At 40.4% G+C, this 22,301-nt stretch carries 19 protein-coding genes; 6 read left to right on the top strand and 13 right to left on the bottom strand.

Annotated elements, in window-relative coordinates; genetic code table 11:
• Positions 1–2: 2 nt before the first annotated feature.
• On the bottom strand, positions 3–743 hold the full coding sequence (locus SMUL_RS02240; RefSeq protein ID WP_025343640.1) for a dienelactone hydrolase family protein: 741 nt from the start codon (positions 741–743) through the stop codon (positions 3–5).
• Positions 744–1,098: 355 nt separating this feature from the next.
• Between SMUL_RS02240 and SMUL_RS02235 the strand changes: the two genes are divergently transcribed.
• From SMUL_RS02235 to SMUL_RS02220, 4 genes are all read left to right on the top strand, one after another.
• Complete coding sequence (locus SMUL_RS02235) at positions 1,099–2,874, top strand: PhoX family protein (RefSeq protein WP_025343639.1); 1,776 nt, start codon at positions 1,099–1,101, stop codon at positions 2,872–2,874.
• On the top strand, positions 2,855–4,744 hold the full coding sequence (locus SMUL_RS02230; RefSeq protein WP_025343638.1) for a hypothetical protein: 1,890 nt from the start codon (positions 2,855–2,857) through the stop codon (positions 4,742–4,744). Before SMUL_RS02235 ends, SMUL_RS02230 begins: the two co-directional genes overlap by 20 nt.
• A gap of 61 nt (positions 4,745–4,805) precedes the next feature.
• Positions 4,806–5,384 (top strand): DJ-1/PfpI family protein, encoded by a 579-nt coding sequence (locus SMUL_RS02225; protein ID WP_223809751.1) that lies wholly within the window; start codon positions 4,806–4,808, stop codon positions 5,382–5,384.
• 53 nt (positions 5,385–5,437) lie between these two features.
• Positions 5,438–5,827 carry a VOC family protein gene (locus SMUL_RS02220; RefSeq protein ID WP_025343636.1) on the top strand — a complete coding sequence of 130 codons (390 nt, stop codon included), beginning with the start codon at positions 5,438–5,440 and terminating at the stop codon, positions 5,825–5,827.
• Here SMUL_RS02220 and SMUL_RS02215 read toward each other — a convergent pair.
• Positions 5,824–6,594 carry a dimethylarginine dimethylaminohydrolase family protein gene (locus SMUL_RS02215; protein ID WP_025343635.1) on the bottom strand — a complete coding sequence of 257 codons (771 nt, stop codon included), beginning with the start codon at positions 6,592–6,594 and terminating at the stop codon, positions 5,824–5,826. The genes SMUL_RS02220 and SMUL_RS02215 overlap by 4 nt on opposite strands.
• A 109-nt stretch (positions 6,595–6,703) precedes the next feature.
• Between SMUL_RS02215 and SMUL_RS02210 the strand changes: the two genes are divergently transcribed.
• Both SMUL_RS02210 and SMUL_RS02205 read left to right on the top strand, forming a co-directional pair.
• Positions 6,704–9,064, top strand: a complete 2,361-nt coding sequence (locus tag SMUL_RS02210) for a phosphoketolase family protein (protein WP_025343634.1) — start codon at positions 6,704–6,706, stop codon at positions 9,062–9,064.
• Between the two features lie 45 nt (positions 9,065–9,109).
• Positions 9,110–9,673: a toxin-antitoxin system YwqK family antitoxin gene (locus tag SMUL_RS02205; RefSeq protein WP_025343633.1), complete on the top strand. Its 564-nt coding sequence runs from the start codon at positions 9,110–9,112 to the stop codon at positions 9,671–9,673.
• Here SMUL_RS02205 and SMUL_RS02200 read toward each other — a convergent pair.
• From SMUL_RS02200 to SMUL_RS02150, 11 genes are all read right to left on the bottom strand, one after another.
• Positions 9,636–10,598, bottom strand: a complete 963-nt coding sequence (locus SMUL_RS02200) for a lactate/malate family dehydrogenase (RefSeq protein ID WP_025343632.1) — start codon at positions 10,596–10,598, stop codon at positions 9,636–9,638. The two genes, SMUL_RS02205 and SMUL_RS02200, sit on opposite strands and share 38 nt — an antisense overlap.
• 166 nt (positions 10,599–10,764) lie before the next feature.
• Positions 10,765–11,124 (bottom strand): type II toxin-antitoxin system HicB family antitoxin, encoded by a 360-nt coding sequence (locus tag SMUL_RS02195; protein ID WP_025343631.1) that lies wholly within the window; start codon positions 11,122–11,124, stop codon positions 10,765–10,767.
• On the bottom strand, positions 11,121–11,351 hold the full coding sequence (locus tag SMUL_RS02190; protein ID WP_025343630.1) for a type II toxin-antitoxin system HicA family toxin: 231 nt from the start codon (positions 11,349–11,351) through the stop codon (positions 11,121–11,123). The genes SMUL_RS02195 and SMUL_RS02190 overlap by 4 nt, the downstream gene beginning before the upstream one ends.
• Before the next feature lie 261 nt (positions 11,352–11,612).
• Positions 11,613–13,100: a DUF2779 domain-containing protein gene (locus SMUL_RS02185; protein ID WP_025343629.1), complete on the bottom strand. Its 1,488-nt coding sequence runs from the start codon at positions 13,098–13,100 to the stop codon at positions 11,613–11,615.
• A gap of 3 nt (positions 13,101–13,103) precedes the next feature.
• On the bottom strand, positions 13,104–14,231 hold the full coding sequence (locus SMUL_RS02180; RefSeq protein ID WP_025343628.1) for a P-loop NTPase fold protein: 1,128 nt from the start codon (positions 14,229–14,231) through the stop codon (positions 13,104–13,106).
• A 37-nt stretch (positions 14,232–14,268) separates the two neighbouring features.
• Positions 14,269–15,471: an IS256 family transposase gene (locus SMUL_RS02175; protein ID WP_025343245.1), complete on the bottom strand. Its 1,203-nt coding sequence runs from the start codon at positions 15,469–15,471 to the stop codon at positions 14,269–14,271.
• Positions 15,428–17,236, bottom strand: coding sequence for a P-loop NTPase fold protein (locus tag SMUL_RS17020; protein WP_025343627.1), 1,809 nt, complete (start codon positions 17,234–17,236; stop codon positions 15,428–15,430). Before SMUL_RS17020 ends, SMUL_RS02175 begins: the two co-directional genes overlap by 44 nt.
• Before the next feature lie 22 nt (positions 17,237–17,258).
• A complete protein-coding gene (locus tag SMUL_RS02165) occupies positions 17,259–19,628 on the bottom strand; it encodes an AAA family ATPase (protein WP_025343626.1) in 2,370 nt (789 codons plus the stop codon).
• A complete protein-coding gene (locus tag SMUL_RS02160) occupies positions 19,615–20,733 on the bottom strand; it encodes a metallophosphoesterase family protein (RefSeq protein ID WP_025343625.1) in 1,119 nt (372 codons plus the stop codon). Before SMUL_RS02160 ends, SMUL_RS02165 begins: the two co-directional genes overlap by 14 nt.
• Positions 20,734–21,098: 365 nt before the next feature.
• Positions 21,099–21,665 (bottom strand): DUF6036 family nucleotidyltransferase, encoded by a 567-nt coding sequence (locus SMUL_RS02155; protein ID WP_025343624.1) that lies wholly within the window; start codon positions 21,663–21,665, stop codon positions 21,099–21,101.
• Positions 21,665–22,150 (bottom strand): hypothetical protein, encoded by a 486-nt coding sequence (locus SMUL_RS02150; RefSeq protein ID WP_025343623.1) that lies wholly within the window; start codon positions 22,148–22,150, stop codon positions 21,665–21,667. The genes SMUL_RS02155 and SMUL_RS02150 overlap by 1 nt, the downstream gene beginning before the upstream one ends.
• Positions 22,151–22,301: the final 151 nt, after the last annotated feature.

Raw genomic sequence — 22,301 nt, 5'->3', positions numbered from 1 at the left:
CCCTATTTTGAGAGTGTTTCATCGACAAATTCGACCAATCTTCTCCACGATTTTTTATCAGCAGCTTCTCGGTATCGCTCGGTTCCAAAAACAGTAAATGCGTGAGGAGCGCCACTGTAGGTGATCATCTCATGCTTGATGCCTGTTTTTTCAAGCTCTTTGGCGAGTCCTGCAAATTCGTCTAAACTCACGCTCTCATCGGCTGATCCGTGTAATATAAGCACAAAGCCTTTTGTTTGCGTGTAGTCTTCTCCAGCAGGCGTTGCTAAACCTCCGTGAAAACTGACAAACCCTTTGAGTGGGGTTCCCATGCGCGCCATCTCCAAAAGTGCTGCGCCGCCAAAACAGTAACCAATTCCTATAGAATTTGCCACGTTTGCACCCTCTTTTTTAGCCGCTTGGTAACTCGCATCCAGAAGCTTTCGCATCTTAGCCCTATCATTGTAAAGCGCGTTGGTCAGTGCTTTTTTTTCATCCATCGTAACAGGTTTGACGCCTTTGCCAAAAAGGTCTATCGCAAAGGCACCATAGCCCAGATCATTGAGCATCTTTGCGCGTGTCATCTCGTACTCATTGAGCCCATCCCAGTCGTGAATAATAAAAACAAGGGGTGCCTCATCTGAGGGGGTGCTATAGTAACCCTCGTACGTTTTTCCATCAACCACATACGTAACAAAACCCTCTTTCGCAAACGAAAGTGTCGCACAAATAAAGAGCATCAACAGTGCTAGAAATTTTCTCATTTTTTCTCCTTGTGAATTTCATTTATTAGAGTTCTTACAGAACTCTCAACACGCTTTTAAAGCAAAGCTCTAAAAGCTACGCTAACACTGGGTTTTCCTCGGCGGAATGCCCGCGCACCTTGGGTGCTTTTCCTTCTTGCAAATTGAGTTTTGCAAGAACTCTATTCTAAATCAGCTTGCTTCAAGTGTGGCATAGTTGTTGCCATTAACGCTTATTTTTAAGATTGTAATATCCTTGTAACTGTTCTAGCTTACGATTATCGTATCAAAATCTTATTTGGAGGCTTTCGTGAAATCTCTCAAAACACTCTGTGTATCTCTTTCTTTCGTGGCATCAAGCTTATGCGCAGGAAGCATGGTTGAATTTATAGGTATGGATGCGCCAAGCACGCCTGAAAAAATGGCAAAAGCGTACTCAGAAGCCAAAGTCATCATCCACACTGCAAACGGTGGAAAGATACAAAGAGCCCTCTCGTATGAAACACTTTTTGGGGTAAAAGATAAAGTCGGCACCAACAAAAATCCCGCAGGACAACTCTACTCTATGTCCATGAAACCCTTGATGGACCCTTTTGGAAAACCGCTCATCGCTGAAACACCCGATAGCAATTCACTCTTAAATGTCAATGGTTCACTCTATCTTGTCACACACTACGAATATGACTGGATTTTAAGCGATGGCTCTTCGGCTGAGAAAAGTGACATCTGGCATAACCGCGCTCCTATGAGTATGACACTCACGTCCATCAAACAAGATGCCAAAAATGGCAAACTCAAAGCGGTCGATCAGTATCCGATTGATTTTTCTAAAGTGGGCGGCATCTGGATTCCCTGTGCTGGGTCGCAAACACCTTGGAACACCCACTTAGGTAGCGAAGAGGATTACGATCTTTACTTTACCGCCGCAAGTGGAAAAAACTACAAAGCCGCGCAAAAAGGGCTTAAAGCCATGAGTGAGCTCTATTTTGAAGGTAAAAAAGAGGCTAAAGCTTATGATTATGGTTACATCACCGAAGTTGCAGTCAATGACACGAGCAAAACCACGGTTACCAAACACTACGCTATGGGGCGTGGAACATGGGAGATGGCAAAAATCATGAGCGATGAAAAAACAGCTTTTTTTGGCGATGATGGTGCACAAGTGGGGCTTTACATGTACATAGGCGATAAAGCAAAAGATTTAGATAACGGTACACTGTATGCCGCCATTTGGTCTCAAACGAATGAAGATGGCGCACGAGATGGTGGACAAGCCAAACTCAGTTGGATCAAGCTAGGACACGCAAGCTCTGAAGAGGTTTCTCAATGGAAAGAGAAACTGAGTTTTAATGACATCTTTGAAGCGTACGCTCCAGCAGAATTTGACCCGAAAAAACACGAAGGTTTTAAAGCGGTAAAAGCGGGACACTCTGAGATCGAGTACCTTAAACTCAAACCAAACATGGAACGCGCTGCCGCATTTTTAGAGACACGTCGTTATGCCGCTTATTTAGGAGCTACGACAGAGTTTAACAAAATGGAAGGTGTCGCGTTTAATAAAGAAGATAAAAAACTCTACATCGCCATGTCGTACATCGAAAAAGGAATGGCAAAAGATACGACGTTTGCCAAAGACGACATCAAAGTCGCTAAAAACCGCTGTGGTGGAACCTATGAAGTCGCCCTTGCCTCTGGCATTAAAGACAGCAATGGAGAGTTGATAAAAAGTGATTTTGTGCCTACGCGTATGTCTGTGCCTTCCGCACTTTTGGGTGAAGAGATCGCTACCGATGCACTTGGAAATACCTGTGCCGTCGATAAAATAGCCAACACCGACAACCTCTTTTACTCCTCACGTGCTCGCACACTTTTCATCGGTGAAGACAGTGGAACGCATGTCAATAACTTCGTTTGGGCGTATAACATTGATACGAAAAAGCTCTCTCGCATTCTCTCCACTCCCGCAGGTGCAGAATCCACAGGACTTCAAGTGGTTGAAAATATGAACGGCTTTGCGTACATCATGAGCAACGCGCAACATCAAGGCGATTTTATCAAAACGATGGATAAAGACCTTCAAAGCAAAGTTGCTCCAAAAATCGATAAATTCCAAGCGCCTGTAGGGTATATTTATGGCATCCCAGGGCTTTAATCGCCTCCTTTTCACACTCTGCCTTAGCTCCGTCGTGAGCTTTGGCGGCTCATTGAAAGGTGAATTTGTCAGTCGAACAATCTTTGCAAACCCGTATGCGAACATCCCTGCGCAGTGCTACATCGAAACGAGTGGTGGAACTCAAAACGCCTGTATGTTCTGCCACACCAATGCCCCTGCTCGCGCACGTCTTGGCAACAACAACCCCCAAGCAGGACTTTCAAGCATTACGGGTAATCTGCAAACCACCTACAGTTTTGCCCCTGCAACCCAGCAAACCAAATCACCCAGCATCAATCCTTGGGAAAACACTCTCTTTCCTGAAAAGTTAGAAACAGCCTATCAACAAAGCCCTAACCGTTTTGATGAAACTAAAATGCTTGGCTATTTAGAAGAAGACAATTGGAGCGAAGCCTATGCCAAGCGTGGTGGAAAAGTGGGGTGGGAAAATGGAGACGATGCGTCATCTTGGCGGCTATTTCCTGACCTAAGCCCCTCCGATCTTCCAGCCAAAGAGGATGGTTTTGTGCGAACCAAAGCTAAAACACGCGCTTTGTTTGCAGATATGACAGGCTGGCGTGCGATTAACTTTATGCCTTATGGTATTTTCACACCGATGAGCGGCAGTGTCTCTGGCATTTACATTCGCCTGCCTAAAGCCTTTATGCAAGATGAAAAAGGGGCGTGGAGTGAGCTCATTTATGCTCAAAACCTTGATCTTTTAGAACGCGCCATTACCGACAGACTTGAGCCGAATGATCCTAAAACCTACTACGGAAAGGCGAATGAGGTAGAGGTTCACCGTGGACTTTACCCACTTTACACCGAGTTTGCTCATCCTTTGCATTATGTCGATCTTCGCAAAAATGGCACACGTGCCACACGGGTGAAAGAGATACGTTATATGGTTAAAACGCGTATGTATTACCCAGGGGAAGCGGCGGAAAAAGAGGAAAATGCACCCCTCTATCTCAACGAAAAACAAGGGTGGATCAACAACGGTGCAGGCTGGATACTCGCTGGTTTCATCGAAGATGCCAAGGGTCATTTAAGGGCTCAAAAAGGCGAAGAGTTAATGCAATGTGTGGGATGCCATAGCGATAACTACGGTTTTGAGCCCTCCTCGTTTACCTCAGGGAGCAGCAACACGATTGATTCGACGTGGGCATTTCCTCGTAAATTTCCCGAAAAGCTGGGCTGGGGTGAGATGGATTATCTCGCTTACACTTTAAAAGAAGGCAAAGCGACTTCAGGTAGAGGTGATCCGCTCAACCGCAAAACACATCAAGGCGAATTTGGATATTTTTTAAAGCATGTTGTCGGAGCCAATCTGTACGGCGTTATGCCTGAGAGTATGGAAGCTTTTTTGAAGGAAAGCATTACCAAAGAGCGCGGTTACAGCGATAACTGGCGTCCTTTGGATGTGTCAAATCCTAGCACGTTAGTAGAGCAACAACGTTTACATGTAAAGCTGATGACTGAATTTGTGGAAGCAAAAGCGTATCTGACAAACGAGGGTTTTATTCACCCAAGACTGCTTTATCCCACTGAAAAAGAGGCTTTAAATGCGGCTATTGGGTATCGAAAAGTCGTCGCGACACAACGCTTCACGTTGGGAAAAGATGTGTTTGCTCAAACACCTTTTACGTATCGTTACTTTAGAGTTGGCAAAGAGACGTACACACACCTTGATGGAACAGCGTATCACATAGGTGAGATCATCACCGATCGTCCCATCGAAAAAGAGGCAACATTGACGGAAGGTGCGGGCATCGTAGAAACATTGATCGATGAAAACGATGTGTCGTATGATGGCGAATATCTGCCACTTTTAAACTATCCTTTGGTTTATGAGAAGGCTTACAAATAATTTGATTTTATAATCTTTACGGGCTATAATCAAACATAACACCATTTTAAAAGGAGTCATGATGGCAAAAAAAATTCTGTTTATCGTCGGAGACTACGTTGAAGATTACGAAGTTATGGTGCCTTTTCAAGCGTTAGGGGCAGTGGGTCACACGGTGATCGCTGTTTGCCCAAACAAAAAAGCGGGTGAGTTTATCCGCACAGCGATTCATGATTTTGAGGGAGACCAGACTTACAGTGAAAAACCAGGTCACAATTTTACACTTAATGGCACATTTGACGCCATCAAAGCCGAAGAGTTTGATGCGCTTGTAGTACCGGGAGGTCGCGCTCCTGAATATTTGAGGCTCAATGAAAAAGTGCTAGAGATGGTACGCCATTTTGCCAAAACCAACAAACCCATCGCAGCGATTTGCCACGGGGCTCAACTGCTTGCAGCTGCTGATGTACTCGGAGGAAAAAGTTGTTCAGCCTACCCTGCATGCGCACCTGAAGTCACGAAAGCGGGCGGAACCTATGCGTCTATCGAAGTGACTGAAGCAACCGTGGATGGCAACCTTGTCACCGCTCCTGCATGGCCAGCACATCCTCAGTGGATCGCTAAATTTCTCGTCGTTTTGGGAACAAAAATCACGCTCTAAAACGTTACATGTAAAAGAGGAGTTAACCCCCTCCTCTTTCTCAAAGGAAAGCTATGTCGCTTATTTCACATCTTGATCATCTTGTTTTGACGGTTGCAAGTATTGAACAAAGTTGTGCTTTTTATACCGCGGTTTTGCAGATGGATGAGATCACCTTCAAAGGTCGAAAAGCACTCAAATTTGGGCATAGCAAAATCAATTTGCATGAAGTCGGACATGAGTTCAAACCCAAAGCGACACACCCAATGGCAGGCTCAGCCGATCTATGTTTGATCACGCAAATGCCTATTTCTCAGTTCTTAGAGCATCTGCACCAGTGTGGCGTTGTCTGCATTGAAGGCCCCGTAAAGCGCACTGGCGCAAGGAGTGATCTTTTATCGGTTTATTTTCGCGACCCCGATGGAAATCTCATCGAAGTCGCCAATGAATTGGTCGCTTTTTAATCTTTACATGTAAACACGACGCTCATGCACGTGAGCCCCGCTTCGGCTTTGACAAACTCGCTGATATTGACCGTTTCAACCTTGTATCCCAATGATTTGACAAGGCTAATACTCTCAGGAAACGCTTCATTCATACAGAGAATTTCACCGATTTTGAGTACATTTGCCCCAAAAGGCTCGTCTTCTGGTACTTCAACTTTGATAAAGCCATGAAAGGCGTCCGCATCCAGCCAGTTTGAATTGATCAAAACCGTTTGATCATCCAGTGCTGTCACGCCTGTTTTGAGGTGCAAACATCCCGTAACGCTCACAGCAATCACCTCATAACCAAAGGGTTTGATGATCGCTTCAAGTGCGGAAATACCCTCTTGATTGGTGCGAGGCGATTTGCCGACAAAGATTTTTTTACCGACTTTTAGCACATCGCCACCTTCAATTTGAGCAGGCAAAACGATGCGCTCCACGTTGCGGTATTTGGAAAAAACTTTTTCCATCGATGCACTTTCAGCTCTGCGTGATTCTACGCCCATTGAAGTCAACACCGCCACTTCGTCAAAAACGATGATCGGATCTTCCACAAACACACTATCGGGGCAGGCTAAATTTTCATCTAAAACCATCACTTTGGCACCACAGCGCTCTAACATCGCACAATATGCAGCATGTTGAAGGGTCGCTTTTTCAAGGGAAATAGGCTCGCTTTGTACAAACGTGAGTTCGCACTCTTGCAACTTGGGTGAAGGCAAATGGGTCATGGCTAAAAGCATCAAAAATCCTTTAAGAAATATAAAAAATAAAATCATAACACAACCCCAATGTGCTTTAAGTAAAATTGAAGTAGCATAACTTTACAACGCATTTTCGCTGGAGGCTTCCATGAAACATGAACCACTTTCATCATCTGAATTAGAGCGCATTAACGCCTATTGGCGCGCCGCCAATTACCTTTCTGTGGGGCAAATTTACTTGCTTGAAAACCCACTTTTGAAAGAGCCTCTGAGGTTAGAGCATATTAAACCTCGCCTTTTAGGGCACTGGGGCACAACGCCGGGGCTGAATTTTATCTACGCGCACATGAACCGAATAATCCTTAAAGATAACCTTACCATGCTTTTCATCGCAGGTCCTGGACACGGTGGCCCTGCGGTCGTTGCCAACACCTATTTGGAAGGAACCTACAGCGAAGTCTATCCCGACATCTTGCAAGATGAAGCAGGCATGCAAAAGCTCTTCAAACAGTTCTCCTTCCCCGGTGGCATTCCAAGCCACGCCGCACCCGAAACGCCCGGTTCCATTCACGAAGGTGGCGAACTGGGTTATGCAGTGTCACATGCCTATGGTGCGGTCTTTGACAATCCAGAGCTCATCGCGTGTTGCGTGGTAGGCGATGGCGAAGCCGAAACAGGGCCATTGGCGACCGCGTGGCACTCCAATAAATTTTTAGATCCAAAACGTGATGGTGCCGTGCTTCCCATTCTTCACCTCAACGGGTACAAGATCGCCAATCCAACCGTACTAGCGCGCATTTCCCATGACGAACTTGAAAAACTTTTCATCGGGTATGGGTATGAGCCCTACTTTGTTGAAGGCGATGAGCCTGAGCTAATGCATCAAAAAATGGCAGAAACAATGGATGCCATCATCACTAAGATCAAAACGATTTGGCATGAAGCCAGAGTCAATGCAAACACGAAACGCCCTTTTTGGCCTATGATTATTTTACGCAGTCCCAAAGGTTGGACGGGGCCTAAAGAGGTCGATGGACTGAAAACCGAAGGCTCATGGCGTTCTCATCAAGTTCCTCTTTCCGATCTTGATAAAAAACCTGATCACATCACGATTCTTGAAAACTGGATGAAAAGCTACAAGCCCGAAGAGCTCTTTGATACAAAGGGTAAACTCATCCCAGAGCTCGCCTCCCTTGCACCCCAAGGCGAAAAACGCATGGGAGCAACCCCTCACACCAACGGCGGTGCGCTTTTAGTACCTTTACATCTGCCTGATTTTAAAACCTATGCGGTGGACGTTCAATCTCATGGGCAATCTATCGCTGAATCCACACGCGTTTTAGGTACGTTTCTTCGCGATGTAATGCGCCACAATATGCACACTTTTCGCGTCTTTGGCCCCGATGAAACGGCATCAAACCGTTTAGGTGCCCTTTTTGAAGTGACCAATCGCGTTTGGATGGCAGAGCATGATGAGAGCGACGATCACCTTTCCCAAGACGGTCGCGTTATGGAAATTCTCTCCGAACACACCTGCCAAGGCTGGCTTGAGGGCTATCTGCTCACGGGAAGGCATGGCTTTTTCTCGTGTTATGAGGCGTTCATCCACATCATCGACTCAATGTTCAACCAACATGCCAAATGGCTTAAAGTGACGAGTCGTGAAATCCCATGGCGCAAGCCCATCGCCTCTTTAAATTACCTTTTGACCTCGCACGTTTGGAGACAAGATCACAACGGTTTTTCACACCAAGACCCAGGTTTTATCGATGTCGTTGTGAACAAAAAAGCGCACATTGTCAACGTCTATTTTCCACCCGATGCCAACACACTTTTATGGGTTGGAGAACATTGCCTCAAAAGTCGTGACGCCATCAATGTCATTGTCGCAGGCAAACAGCCCGAATTGCAGTGGCTTGGCATGGAAGAAGCGGTTGCACACTGCGAAAAAGGCATGGGGATTTGGCAGTGGGCAAGCAATGACGAAGAAAGCGATCCCGATGTGGTGATGGCATGCTGTGGCGATGTGCCAACGTTGGAAAGCCTAGCAGCGGTGAGCATTTTACGCACCCTTGTGCCCAGTCTTAGCATTCGCTTTATCAATGTCGTGGACTTGATGTGCTTGCAACCCAGCGAAGAGCATCCACACGGCCTTGACCATGAAGCGTTTAATGCGCTCTTCCCCAAAGAGACGCCTGTGATTTTTGCGTACCATGGTTATCCGTGGTTGATTCACCGTTTGGCGTACCGAAGAGCGAATCATGAGCATTTACATGTAAGAGGATACAAAGAGGAAGGAACGACCACAACGCCCTTTGATATGGTCGTTTTAAACGATATGGATCGGTTTCATCTGGTCATGGATGTGATGGATCGCGTGCCCAAAATGCAGCCTTTCGCCAAAGAGGTTAAGGAAAAAATGCGCGAAAAACTGAGGAAGCACAAAACCTACATCGAAACGTACGGGCAGGATATGCCAGAAATTCTCGAATGGAAGTGGCGCTGTTAAATCTAATATGCTACTATGCGCGAAAAATTTAGAAGGAATCTAAACATGAAATGGTTACTGATACTGCTTTTGAGCGTAACGCTTTATGGTGCTGAGAAAATTTACGAATACGGCGATTTGGAAGAGAGACACGATGGTGTTTTAATCGAGGTCAAAACCCACGCACTTGCCAATGGCACAGGAAAATTTTACTATGACTCAGGCAAATTACGTGGCGAAACGCCCTTCAAAGAGGGCAAACGTGAAGGCGTAGGCAAAACCTACTACGAATCAGGCGAACTGCAAGGTGAAACACCGTTTAAAAATGACATCGTAGAGGGCTTAAGAAAAAGCTACTTTACATCGGGCAGAGTTCAAAGTGAAACGCCTTTCATCAACGACAAGGCTGAGGGCATCGCAAAGATCTACTACCAGTCTGGCAAAGTGCAAAGCGAAACGCCGTTTCATGAGAACAAAGCAGAAGGCATCTCCAAACTCTACTACGAATCTGGAAAGATTGCCAATGAAATCGAATTTAAACACAGTAGCCCCGTTGGTGGATTTCAGTACGATGAAAAAGGAGCTAAAACGCCTATGAGTGAGGCGCAACTGAAAGCGATGAATTTGTAAGCACCTCTTGCGCCATTTTCTGCATCGTTTTCGCGCTTACATGTAACGCTTCAAGCTCTTCGGGAAGGAGTTTGTAGTTGAGGATTTTCGTTGCACCTTTTCGCGTCACGACAACGGGAACATTGAGCACCACATCGCTTAATCCGTACTCACCCTCTAAGTAAACGCCCAGAGGAAGGACGGAGTGTTCATCGTTGGCGATGGCGCGAATGATGCGAAAAACACTTGCGGCGGTGCTGTGATTGGTATTGCCTTTTTTGTAAAATATCTCAAATCCAGCGTTGATAACATCTTGGTAAATCTGTGCACGATCAAGCAATGGCAAGCCATTGAGCTCACAAAATGTATCGACATCCAGCCCACAAATGTTGCAAATACTCCATGGAAGCGTGCTTCCCTTGCCATGTTCACCCAAAACATACCCGTTGATATTTTTAGGGTCAATCCCCACTTTTTTACTAACGATCTTCATAAAACGCGCCGTATCCACCAGCGTTCCCGCACTGATGAGTCGCTCCCTTGGGTAAAGCCCTTCTTTGAAAGCAATGTGGGTCAGAACATCTACAGGATTGGTCACCATAATGATGATCGCGTGTGGCGCGTAGGCATAAAGCTCATGCATCAGTGTGCGAATCAACGCAGCATTTTCACCTAAAAGCGCATCCCTCGTCTGCTCCCCTTTGAGCGTAATTCCCGCGGTAATGACGATGACATCGCAATGCGCACAATCCACATAATCGCCACTGTGCAAATGCGTGTTACGTGCGTAAGTAAACGACTCAACATACGAAAAATCCGCCACTTCGCCCATCGCCTTTTCTTTGTTGCGATTGACCAAGACAATTTCACTCATACTGCCAAGTGTGAGAAGATAATTGACCAGTTCAACGCCAACACCGCCCACACCAATAATTCCTACGCGCATTTGCATCCTTTAAACGAATGCAAAATTATAACATCCTTTGGAGTTTCGGCTGTGTTAAAAAATGGGCATTGGGAGAAGAAATGTAAATAGCTAGAACAAACTTTACATGTAAAGTAATCTAAAAAAAAACTGCGCATGTACAAAATCCAGAATAATAGTTTCTTATCTACACCCCAATCTCTTTTATGGCTGCTTTTTGTAAAAAAGCTGAACGTGTGATATGCAAAGGTGCAATAAAATCATCAATCTTTTTAACCAATCGCTCTGGCATAGAGATATTGATGCGAAGGCTTTTATCCGCTTCATTAGGCTCAGCAATACTTTCTTTGCTCTCAAGCATAACCGTTACTAAAGCTTTAAATGCTTCTTGTGCAGATTGTAATGCCTCATCAGCACTTTCACCATCACCCATAACGCCTTTGAAATCTTTATAGTAAGCAAACCAGCCACCACCGTCTTGCGGTTTAACTTTTTTGACAATAATCTCATAATCTAAATTCATATAATAATCAAGGTTCTTTTTCATTTTAGTTCTCCTAATATCTCTAAAACATGTTTAACGTAAATAGCTTTAATGGGTTTGTGGTAAGGGATAACAATATGTTCACAAAACTCTTTACGAAACACATAATGGCTACAACCACTATTATGGCATGTGTAGCCATAACCTTCTAAAAGCTTCTTAATATCCTCAAATGGAATATCTTTTGGGTTGTTTTTCATCGCTTTCAAAAGCTTATCTTTTTTACTCATCCATGCCCTTTCAATACACAATACTACACAACATATATTTAAAAGAAATTAAAAAAGATTTTATGAAAAATTTTATATGCTTTAAAGCCTTGCGTTTGCATTCTCCAAAGCTTTATCCAGCTCCTGATTGTTCAATTTCTTTGAAAAAATTTCAATTTGAAATACTTTGCAATGCAACAATCCGTACGCCAAAGTTCATAGTTTTTTACATGTAAGAATAAAAAAGTAGCCTGTCACCTTTTTTCACTTAGTTTTCTGTAATCAATCATGGATGACCTTTTTTAATTTTCTAAGTACCTTCACCATAGCCAAAGTATCGAGTTCACAGTACTTCAACAACTGCTCTCGCACTTTCATTTGCTCTTCCAAACTCTTTACATGTAAAGATGCAAAGGCGTTCATGGCATCACCGCCATTTTGAATTCCTTCAAGTTTTTTATAGGCTAATTCCATCTCAGGCACAAGGGCGGGAAGAACGTATTTGATGGAGTAACTCCCTTGCATACTTGGAGTGACGTAGTGTCCTTTTTGGAACGGAATCATCAAATCTTTGATGCTTCCGTGTAGGTGCATGAGCTTTACATGTAAGTCGGGAAACAGCTGGGCAAGTGAGGCGATGACGCCTTTTTCAAAGCTCATATTGTATGTCAAAATGTTTACATGTAAAGGTATATCTTCGACCAATTTTTCAGCCAACGCACGTCTTGGGTCAACTCCTGCTTCTGCTAAAAATGCTTTATGCTTCAGTGTGCCATCTTCGTATTCTACATGTAAAGAGTATTGAAATGGTATTTGCTTGTAAGGACTGACACCACTCCACTCGGGAACGGCTTGTTGAAAGGTCTCAAAGTCAAGATGATAGATGGGATAGGTGAGTGTTTCTAAAAACTCAGCGATTGACTCAACGTCGATGAATGTGTGTTGCTTTTTCCAGTTCTCGACCTTTTGCCATTGGATGGGTGTCATCGCAAAGTCTTCGGGTATATCTTCGATAGCTACGATGTTTTGGGCATAAAGCTCTTGTTGTTTTTTACTGCCAAGATTGAAGATGTTAAAGATGCTGTACTCTGGGATATTTCGCTGAATCTTCCAACAATACGCCTTTGCATCGCACTCATACGGGTCATTGCACTGTTTGCCGATGTCGATGTTTGGCTCATGAAACTTATCGTCCAGATACGCCTCAAACGCTTCAAGTCTCGCAGGAATAGAGCCTTGCAAATCTCGCACTTCACCTGTAACATCAACCACCACAAAAAGCTTTTCAAGCTCTAACGCTTCTTCACTCACATAACCTGAGTTGATATGCACCACATGACACGCCCCAACCTTAAACCCAAGGGCTTCTAAAACATACAGCTGAATGGAAACATCATGCAGATAGATAGGCTTCACATCGGTGGAACTCTTCACTTCATACAGCTCTAAGCCCTCAGGTGTTTGGTGCAGGATGTCCACCATCACCACAATGCCCTCATGTATAAATGTCGCCTCGTAGATGTTTTCCACACCCTCATCAAGATACGCTTGGGTCAGCCTCGCCATACTTTTAAAATCGTGTGCATCAAAAGGTATTTCACGCCCATCAGGAAACAGTTCACACGCCAAATCCCCCACGATGTTACCCGTCTCAAACCGTGCTTTGGCACTGGCATCAGGAGGGGTTAAAACCTCTGACTTGTACTTTTTCAGCCAGAGGGATTTTGGGCATTGGATGGCACGGGTGTAGAGAGATTTTGAGAGGGTCATCATTTACAATACAGAAACCATTTCTGCAACATAAGCAAGCTCTTTCAATATCTCTTTTTTGATACTGCACCGAAAGTCACTTACTTTTTTATCATTAGCTAAATGTATTAGTAAATCAATTGTTATTTTCTCATTTTTATCTTTATTCCAATCAAGTATCAAATTTTTTTCTTTTATTCTAATATCAAATAATATTTTCATTATTAGATATTTATAATAAAATATTCTTATTTTCCTAGGAGTGATATTATCTAGTCTTTTTATAGCATCTAATAAATATTTTTTTTCGTGTATATTTATTTCACCAACTTCAGCATCATGATTTTCAAGCTCATTTGTTTCCATCGTAGCTTCATCAGAAATAACTTCTGTTATATTTTCGTTAGTATTGCCTAAGTTATCCTTTTGGAGTTCATTATTGGATTGGTTAATACTTTCATTATTTTCTCTAGTGTAAAGATCATTGTTATTTTTGCTAACTTCTTCTGTCAAGTTATCTGGGAGGATAGTGAGAAGAATTTCTTCTGCTTCACTATCACTTAAAGTATTTAATTTTAAACCTATAATAAAGATTTTTTCTAAATATTCTTTATACATAAAAGAAATTTTTATTGATTCTTCTTTTTTTATATCATTATATTTATGCTCTAAAGCTTGTTTTAAAATTCCTTCATCAATTGCAGTAATAATGATAAGTCGGTTATGTATTTCTGGATTATCCAAAATTACTCTTAATCCATCTACTATATCAATAACTTGTTCTATCTTGCATCTATCTATATCATCAACAAACAAAACTATCTTTTTATCATCATTAGCATTAGGAATCCATGTTTTCAACAATATAATTAACTCATTTTCAATTTCCGATTGTAACCCTAAATAATCACTAAAGTGGTTTTTAAAAAAATATTTTTTATACAAATTTACTGCTGATGGCTTTTGTTGAAAAAAGAAAAAAAGAAATTTTATTACTACTAGTATCCCAAACGTGCTAACTATATAGTTTATAAAAGCTGGTTTATCAATAGAAAAACTCCAAATAAAGGCTATGAAAAAAGATGATGAAAAAATAACAATTGGAAACCATGAATGCTTTTGGAGATTAATTTTAAATATGGTAGTGTTCAAGATTCTGTGTCAACATCGGATAATTCCTAAAATTGTATCATAAGTTTAAAGCGTCATCAAGCCGTCCCTCAAAGTGAATGGCTAATTGAGAGATTGTTAAGCTCCAGTTTCTAATTGGCATAGTCCATTTTTGCTGGGCATTTTGAATCCCCATATAAAGTAGTTTTAGCAGGCTATCATCATTGGGAAAAGCACCTTTGGTTTTCGTTAGAGTTCTAAACTGGCGGTGGACTGATTCGATGATATTAGTTGTGTAAATAACTCTACGTATATCTTCTGGATATTGGAAGTAGACAGATAAATTATCCCATTTATTTCTCCAAGATTGAAAGACGATAGGGTATTTTTTACCCCATTTTTCTTCCAACTTATCAAGCTCAAATTCTGCTTCTTCTTTGGTAAAAGCTTGATAGACGGCTTTGAGTTCTTTAGCAAATTGTTTTTGATAAGCAGAGCCCACATATTTGAGACTGTTGCGTATTTGGTGAACTACACAGAGTTGCACCTCCGTATCTGGAAAGACTGAGTTTATCGCTTCTGGAAAGCCTTTAAGCCCATCTACCGAAGCAATGAGGATATCTTTAACGCCACGGTTTTGCAAATCGGTAAGCACCTGTAGCCAGAATTTGGCGCCTTCACTTTCATTGAGGTAAAGTCCCAAGACTTCTTTCTTGCCATCCACTCGAACACCAAGCACTGTATAAAATGCTTTTGAGATGTAGCGACCATCCTCTTTTACTTTGTAGTGAATGGCATCTAAGAATATAAATGGATACACAGCTTCTAAGGGTCTTGTTTTCCACTCTTGAAGCATTGGTATTATCTTGTCGGTTACGGCGCTTATAGTGGCTTTAGAGAAGCCTACGCAGTAAAAATCCTCTATGTGTTTGGCTATTTGGGAATAGCTATTGCCAAGTGCGAAGAGAGAAAGAATCTTCTCTTCGATTTCACTCGTCATGCTGGTCTGGTTTTTCTTTACGATTTCAGGTTCAAAGCTACCGTTACGGTCTCTTGGAACATCAAGTTCAAAGGCACCATGATCGCTTTTCATAGTCTTTGAACTATAGCCATTTTTTCGATTTCTATTGAGGTCTTGGGAGAGGTGCGAATCTATCTCAGCTGCTAGCGCGGCTTCGGTTAGCTGTTTGATGAGTGATCCTAAGGCTCCATTTGAGCCACCAATACTCTTGCCGGCTTTAATATCTTGAGCAAATTGCTCTACGTCTATTTCTATCTTCATATCTGTGTCCTTGGGTATTTGTTATTTTACCCGATTGACACAGAATTCTGAACGGTCCCTTAAATATTTTTTTCTTTTCAATATAAAAGTTATCTAAATTATCTACTAATTTGTGCCAAGTATTGTTAGTAGTCCATTTTTTTAATTTTTTAATATATGTATTTTCATTTCTTAAATCATCAAGATATGCAGCAAAAATATTTTCATAAAGATAAGCCCAAGATGCTTTTGTATCTTGATATTTCCATGCTGAAAAAGAAACACGAATATAGTTTGATTTTTTTTCTTCTATTGATACCCATAATCTATGAGAAAAATGTGTTTTCCCTCTCCCCCATTTTCCAAATATCCCTATCATCATTCCACTATCATCAAATTCTTTCACTATAACAGAAGATAATGTATTAGCAACAGCTTCTACACCAAGAACTGATTGCATCTCTGATTTTTTCTTAATTGCAATTTGTAATGGTATAGCTATATTTTTTCCATTTTCGGTAGATACTTCGCTTTCTATTGATTTACTACCATTTAACGATTTAATGTTTTCTAAAATAGCCAATAATTGTTGTATAGCAACTATTACTTCATTTTCCTTAGGCATACCATTTTTAAAATGAATAGCCATAACATGTTGCTTATCTTTTGCAAATTCCATATTAGGATATTCTTTTTTAAGGTCATCTATTATTTCAGGTCTGCTAAAAATAAGATTTTTATTATCTTTTATAAAAATTCCGCCATACCAACTTGCCCAGAATGTAATATTTATTTGTGTAGATGTGGGAAGACTATCTCCTTTATAAAAACTTAACCTAAAACCATTGTCATCAGTCCATTGTATTTGTGTTGATGCTTGATTTAGTTTCCACTTATAAGATTTTAGTTCGGGTACCTTTTCTTGCAATGAAATAGCATATTGATTCAAAAATACTCTTACTTTTTCCCCTTCTTCATAATTTAAGTCTTTTTTATGCTTTTGAATATTTGCAAGTTTCTGAAAATCTACACTATTAACAAAATTATTCCAATTTGTGTGTTTTACTAAAGTTTGATATGGACTATTATTTATCAATTCATCATAGGATGGAAACTCATTTAAATTTATTTCTTTCTCGCCATCTAATAAAATATAAATAAATTTTTGTGTATCACTCAAATAAACAACTAAATAAAATGCTATATTTTTATCATGATATAATTTCTGGCGCACTTGATTAACCACATTTGACAAAATTTGTTTATTTTTTGCTACTTTAACTTCAATATATGCAATAATATTTTTTTGTATATCCTGAATTACAAAATCATATTCTGCACGTATTTGCTCACTAACTCTTGATCGAACATTTCTTAAAATGTACTCTTGTTGATAATTTCTTTCCAGTAGATATAAGTAAAATTTATTTTCTATTTCTGCACCAATTAACATTGGAGATTTTTTTAAAATCTTTAGATTTATATTAGCATGAGGAACTTTTTCAATTAAAGATATTGCATCATTTGTAAAAGAATGAACATTAAAATATTCTTCTTTTGTAGAAGACAAAATATTAGTAGCTTTCTTTTTAATATCATTTATTAATTCATCTTCACTGGTTTCTCTGAGTATATTGAAATTTTCAATATACTCTTTTATTATTTTTACTAATTTTTCATAGTCAAAATCTTTATTATAAAGGTTTATACGATTTTTAATCATTGAATTTTTTAAGTTATTGTCAATCTCTTTAAACACTTGAAGTAAACTATCTAATTCATCCATTATCTTTTCCTTTTTTTGTTTCTTACAACTCCACAACTCTCTCAAACATCTCTTTTATCTCCATCTCGTGACTTATCAAAAATATCTGTCTGTACTGTTCTTTTATGGTATGAAACGCTTCTAAGATTTCCATTCTTCTGTTTTCATCTTGGCTTCCGAAGACTTCATCGAAGGCTAAAAATCCCACACTGCTTGCACCGTTCAGTTCACTCAGTGTTTTGGAGATGGCGATGCGAAGCACTAAGTTGGCAAGGTCTATTTCGCCGCCGCTGAAGCGTTCTATGGGGTAGCATTTGCCCTCGTCGTAGATGAAAAAGTCAAAGTCGTTGTTCACTTCGATGTATTGGTATTTGCCTTTGGTGATGGTGGCGTACATTTGGGAAGCGATTTGGGAGATGCGTGGGGCTATTTTTGAGTTGAGTTTTGTTTTAAACTCACTAAGGCTTAGTTTGATTTTCTCATAGTCTTGCAAATCGTCTTTTTTACTCTGTACTTTTTTAAGTTGTATGTCGTTATTTTCAAGAGCGTTTTGCAAGGTTTTTATCTCGCCCTCATTCTTGGCTATTTTTTCTTTTATCTCCGAAATAACGCTGTATTGTTTCTCTTTTTGCTTTTGAAGTTCGTCGTATTCGCTTTTTTTTGCGGTGTGTTTTGGCTCATCGTACAGTGTTTTGGTAACTTCCATTTCTTTCTCTTTTTCTTTTACATGTAAAGCTTCTGCACTCTTACATGTAAGTGCCAAATCCTCTCTCACGCCCTGCTCTCGTTTGAGTTCAGTTTCAAGGCTTAGGACGGCTTCGTACTTTGGTTTTAACTCCAAAAAGCTTTTTTGTAGGCTTACATGTAAGGCTTCATCGTAAGCGTGTTGTGCGAGTTTGTCAAGTTCTTCTTTGTTGCGTTTGCCTTGTTCACTGACCTTCGTAAAATGCTCTTTGGCACTTGCCAAATCTTTTTGCTTGCTTGCTATCAAACTTAGCGCTGTCTCATTTACATGTAAGGCTTTTTGGGTTTGCTCTTTTTGAAGTTCAAGCTCTCCTATCTGTTTGTTTAAGAGTTCAAGTTTTGCTTTGGTTTTGTCTATCTTTTGACTTTGCGTTTTTTGCACGATGTCGTTTAGGGAGGCGATGACATTGTCGTATTCATCAAGTAGTTGTCTGGTACAGGTAGGGCAGTTTGATTCTCGACCTAAGCTTTGTATCTTGGCAATTTTTTGTTGTGTGTCTAAGACGACTCGCTGTTCAGCTGAGAATTCATTTTGGAGTTGTTTTTGCTCTGTTTGCTTGTTCGCAAGTTCGGTTTTTATCTTTACATGTAAAGCTTCATTTTCTTTTTTTTGCCCCAAGAGTGTTTCATAGGGTTTGGTTTGCTCTTCCAAAGTTGCGATGTCTGCTTTGGCTTTGGTGTACTGGGCACGCAACTGGGTTTGCTCTTTTTCCAAACCCTCTTTTTTTATCTGAATATTTTTAAGAGTTTCTTGCTCTTTTAGCTTTGTTGACAAAGATTCGTACTCTTTTTTAACGGTGCTTAAACTTTTAAGTTCTTTGACTTTCGTTTCTAAGGCTTTAAGCTCTGTGGTAAGTTTGGTTTGAGTAGCTATGTTTGCGTTAATGTCGTTTTTGATGAGGGAAAGTTCGCCGATGAACTTTTGTTTCTGCTCTTTCGTTTTGACAAAAAGTTCGAGTTCTTGCTTTACATGTAACTCTTGTTTTTTGGTGGTTTCTAGTTCCGTGGATTTGGTTTTGACCTCTTTTTCAAACGCTTGTTTTATGGCGGTTGTCTCTTTTATCAACACTGTTTTACTTTTGAGCTCTTCTTCGCCTAAAAGAAATTCTGCACTTGCTGCGATGTCACGTTTGAGTTCCCTGCTTTTTTCAATGAGTTCATTTTCCACAAAATCAATCTTCTCAAGCCCAAGAAGTTTTCGTATCATCTTTTTTCGATCTTCATTTTTAAGTGTGCTAAGACTTGTCAGTTCCTTTTGAGAAGCAAAAAGTGTATGCAAAAATGCCTCTTTACTCATCTTCGTTAGCTTCGTGATAGCCACGGTGACTTCTCGCGCGCCACTGGTGGTAAGCTCGCCGTTTTTATAAAGCTTGGCATTGGCACTGAGGGCTTTGCCTCGAAACTCACGCATGACTTTGTACGCCATGCCTTCAAACTCAAAATCAAGCTCAACTAAAACGGCATCTTTATCACTTGCACTGGCATTTCGTATGACTTCTTTAAATTTTTTGTTTCGAAGCTCGCCATAAAGCGCGAAAAGTATCGCTTCAAAAAGAGTCGATTTGCCACTGCCATTTTTACCGATGATGCCGATAAGCCCTTCGCCAAACTCGATATCAAAAGAGGTGTAGCGTTTGAAGTTTTCAAGGTGAAGCTTAGAGAGTATCATCGCTCACCTCTTCGTAGGCACTAAACAAGCCTTGGATTTTGCCTTTGAGCCGCTCAAACTCTTCAGGCTGACTCTCTTCTTTGATGTGTTCTAAAAAATACGTTTCCAAAGAGAGTGCTTCGATGTCATTTAGTGTGGCTTCACCGTTGGTTTGTTTGAACTCTCGTTTGATGCTTACATGTAAAGCTTCGCCAAAAAGATTTTTGATGTCACGGGTTTGGATGTCGATGGACTGCAAAGGGGTGAGATGGGTCAGTTTCACTTCGACGAGGGCGTCTTTTATATCGTTTACATGTAAAGCCTCAACTGATTGCTCGTAGTCTTCACAATCAATCTCGTAGGTTTTGATGGGGCGTATAGTTATCTCATGGTAGTTTACATGTAAAGACTCATCCAGTGTGACAAGCGCAAAGCCTTTAGAGTTGCGTTTGTCATTTAAACTGGTGCGTTCGGTGGAACCTGCATAGTAAACATTTTCGTGTTTGCCGACTTTTCCAAATCCATGCCAATGCCCAAGGGCGACATAATCCATCTTAGAAAAAAGGCTCTCTTTATCATGCGGATAAACCCATTCACCAAACTCAGCCATGAGATAGTGCGCACCTACAGAGCAGTGAAGCATCATAATGTTGCGTTTGGTTGCATCGAGATTTGCTTCGCACAGTTCGATTTGGGAAAGTGCTTTGCTCTCATCGTGCATATGCGGTAAGGTGTGAAAAACCACGTCGTCAAACTCTATTTTTTTGTACTCTTGATTGTATGAGACATAAACGTTTTTGAAGTTTTCAAATATTTTTAAAATTGGAGAGCTTAGGTTGGTTCGAGGCGTGGAGTGATTGCCCGCTATCATGATAAACGGGATATTCAGTGCTTCGATGAGTTTGAATTGCTCAAGGGCAAAGGTGATGGCTCGGTTACTAGGGGATGGGCGGTGAAAGAGATCACCCGTGTGGATAATGTAGTCAGGTTTTAGGATTTTGATTTGCTCGATGACCTGTGAGAAAGCATCGTAAAAATCAGCCTCTCGTTGGTTGATGCCTAGCGCATTTACAGTGTCTAAATCGTTAAAGCCTAAATGTGTGTCCGAAAAATGAATCAATTTCACGGTGCTTCTTTGTGATTATTTCTTCCGATTATAGCAAAGATTTGTGTGAGTGAAAAGAAATTTTGAGGAAAATATTAAAAAAGAGTGGCTCGAATGCTGGTCTCTAACATGCCTATTTTTTAGTACTTAAATATATATTTTTAAAATAAGGTACATTAAAAAGTACATTAATAATTTTCTAGTATGATCATGTAAATCTTATAGTCTTGTTTTGATTATACCATATTCAACTCTTCCAAGTAACAAATGTTCAATACTAAGTGTCAGACGAAGAGCCGTTCTAGACAAAAAATTCTTTTAAAAGCCTAAGCACTTCGTTTAAGATTGTGCAAGGAGAGAGACTATATTGAGCGATATAAAGTGATTTACTGAACATCCCTGGGTATTTCATCAAACATTTCAAGTGTCAACGCAAGATGCAGTTTAAAGGTTTCGGGTCTACCTGCACTTGCTATTGTGATAGCGTCATTAGCTAATTCTTCAAGTTGACTTTTATTAACAAGGTCGTTTTGTATAATTCTTTGGATATCTTCTTGGTCTTGCTCTCCAAATCGTGATAATTTTGAAATAATTAAATCTACTGGATCTAAAATATAAACATTAAGCTTATCATCGATACTAAACTTGAATATGGCCCTTCTATCATAATCTTCATGCATAAGTCCAAGCGTTGGGCTGTAGTTATAATCATAGGCCAGTTCTTCAAATTCACCGTTCTCATTTTGCCAAAGTACCGTTAATTTACTGGGAATATTGATGTTTTGATCAATAATTGCATCCAAATCTTTTGACACTCTAGCGGCAGTATGAAAATGAATCGCAATTCCTCCCGTTATATACACATTGACGGGCATTTTTTTACTTGCTCCCCGTATATTCTTACTAATTTTTTGCATCATTTCTCTTACGGCATCTTCGAGTGAAGTATTCATCAATTGTTCCCTTTTGTTTTGTATTGATTAAATCTATTGGCATCCACACCGCTTAAAAGTCCATAATAATCAGCCAAGCCATCTCCAGATTCTTGCTTTCTTCCATGGTATAGACCTACTTTTTTATTCAATGAAAAGCTTAGTTTGAGAGGTTTTTTTGTTAAAAAAGTATACAAGTATGCACTTCTTGCTCGTGCTTCTTTTGAAAGTGCAGTGTCTTTTGCCATTTTTTTGAGTATATTCGTGTCAAATTTTGAAACCAAAAACTTAAAGAGCTCTTTTTCAAACGATCTATACTCTTGAAAATACTCTTGATTTTCTAAAAGTTTTTTAACATGCATATTGTCTTTTTGAGAAAGTAACTCTTCTGATTGATTAAAATCCAATCGATCAAGTAATGTATAAAGGCTATTTCGATTTGTTTTCCAGCTTCTTAAAGTTCTATCAGAGACACCAAGAAGCTTTACCATTTGTGTCTGTGTCATCAAAAACTCCTTTTCTTACTTTTCGGCAATATCTGCCGTTTTTTATAATATAATTATAGGCAATATCTGCCGAATTGTCAAATATACAATCCCCTCAATTACTATATAAATATTCCTAAAATATGGATATAAATTACTTATACAACTTTAG

It is taken from the genome of Sulfurospirillum multivorans DSM 12446, from assembly GCF_000568815.1.
GTDB classification, from domain to species: Bacteria; Campylobacterota; Campylobacteria; order Campylobacterales; family Sulfurospirillaceae; genus Sulfurospirillum; species Sulfurospirillum multivorans.
The sequence above is the reverse complement of the archived record's forward strand: the minus strand, read 5'-3'. Positions and strand labels throughout refer to the sequence as shown.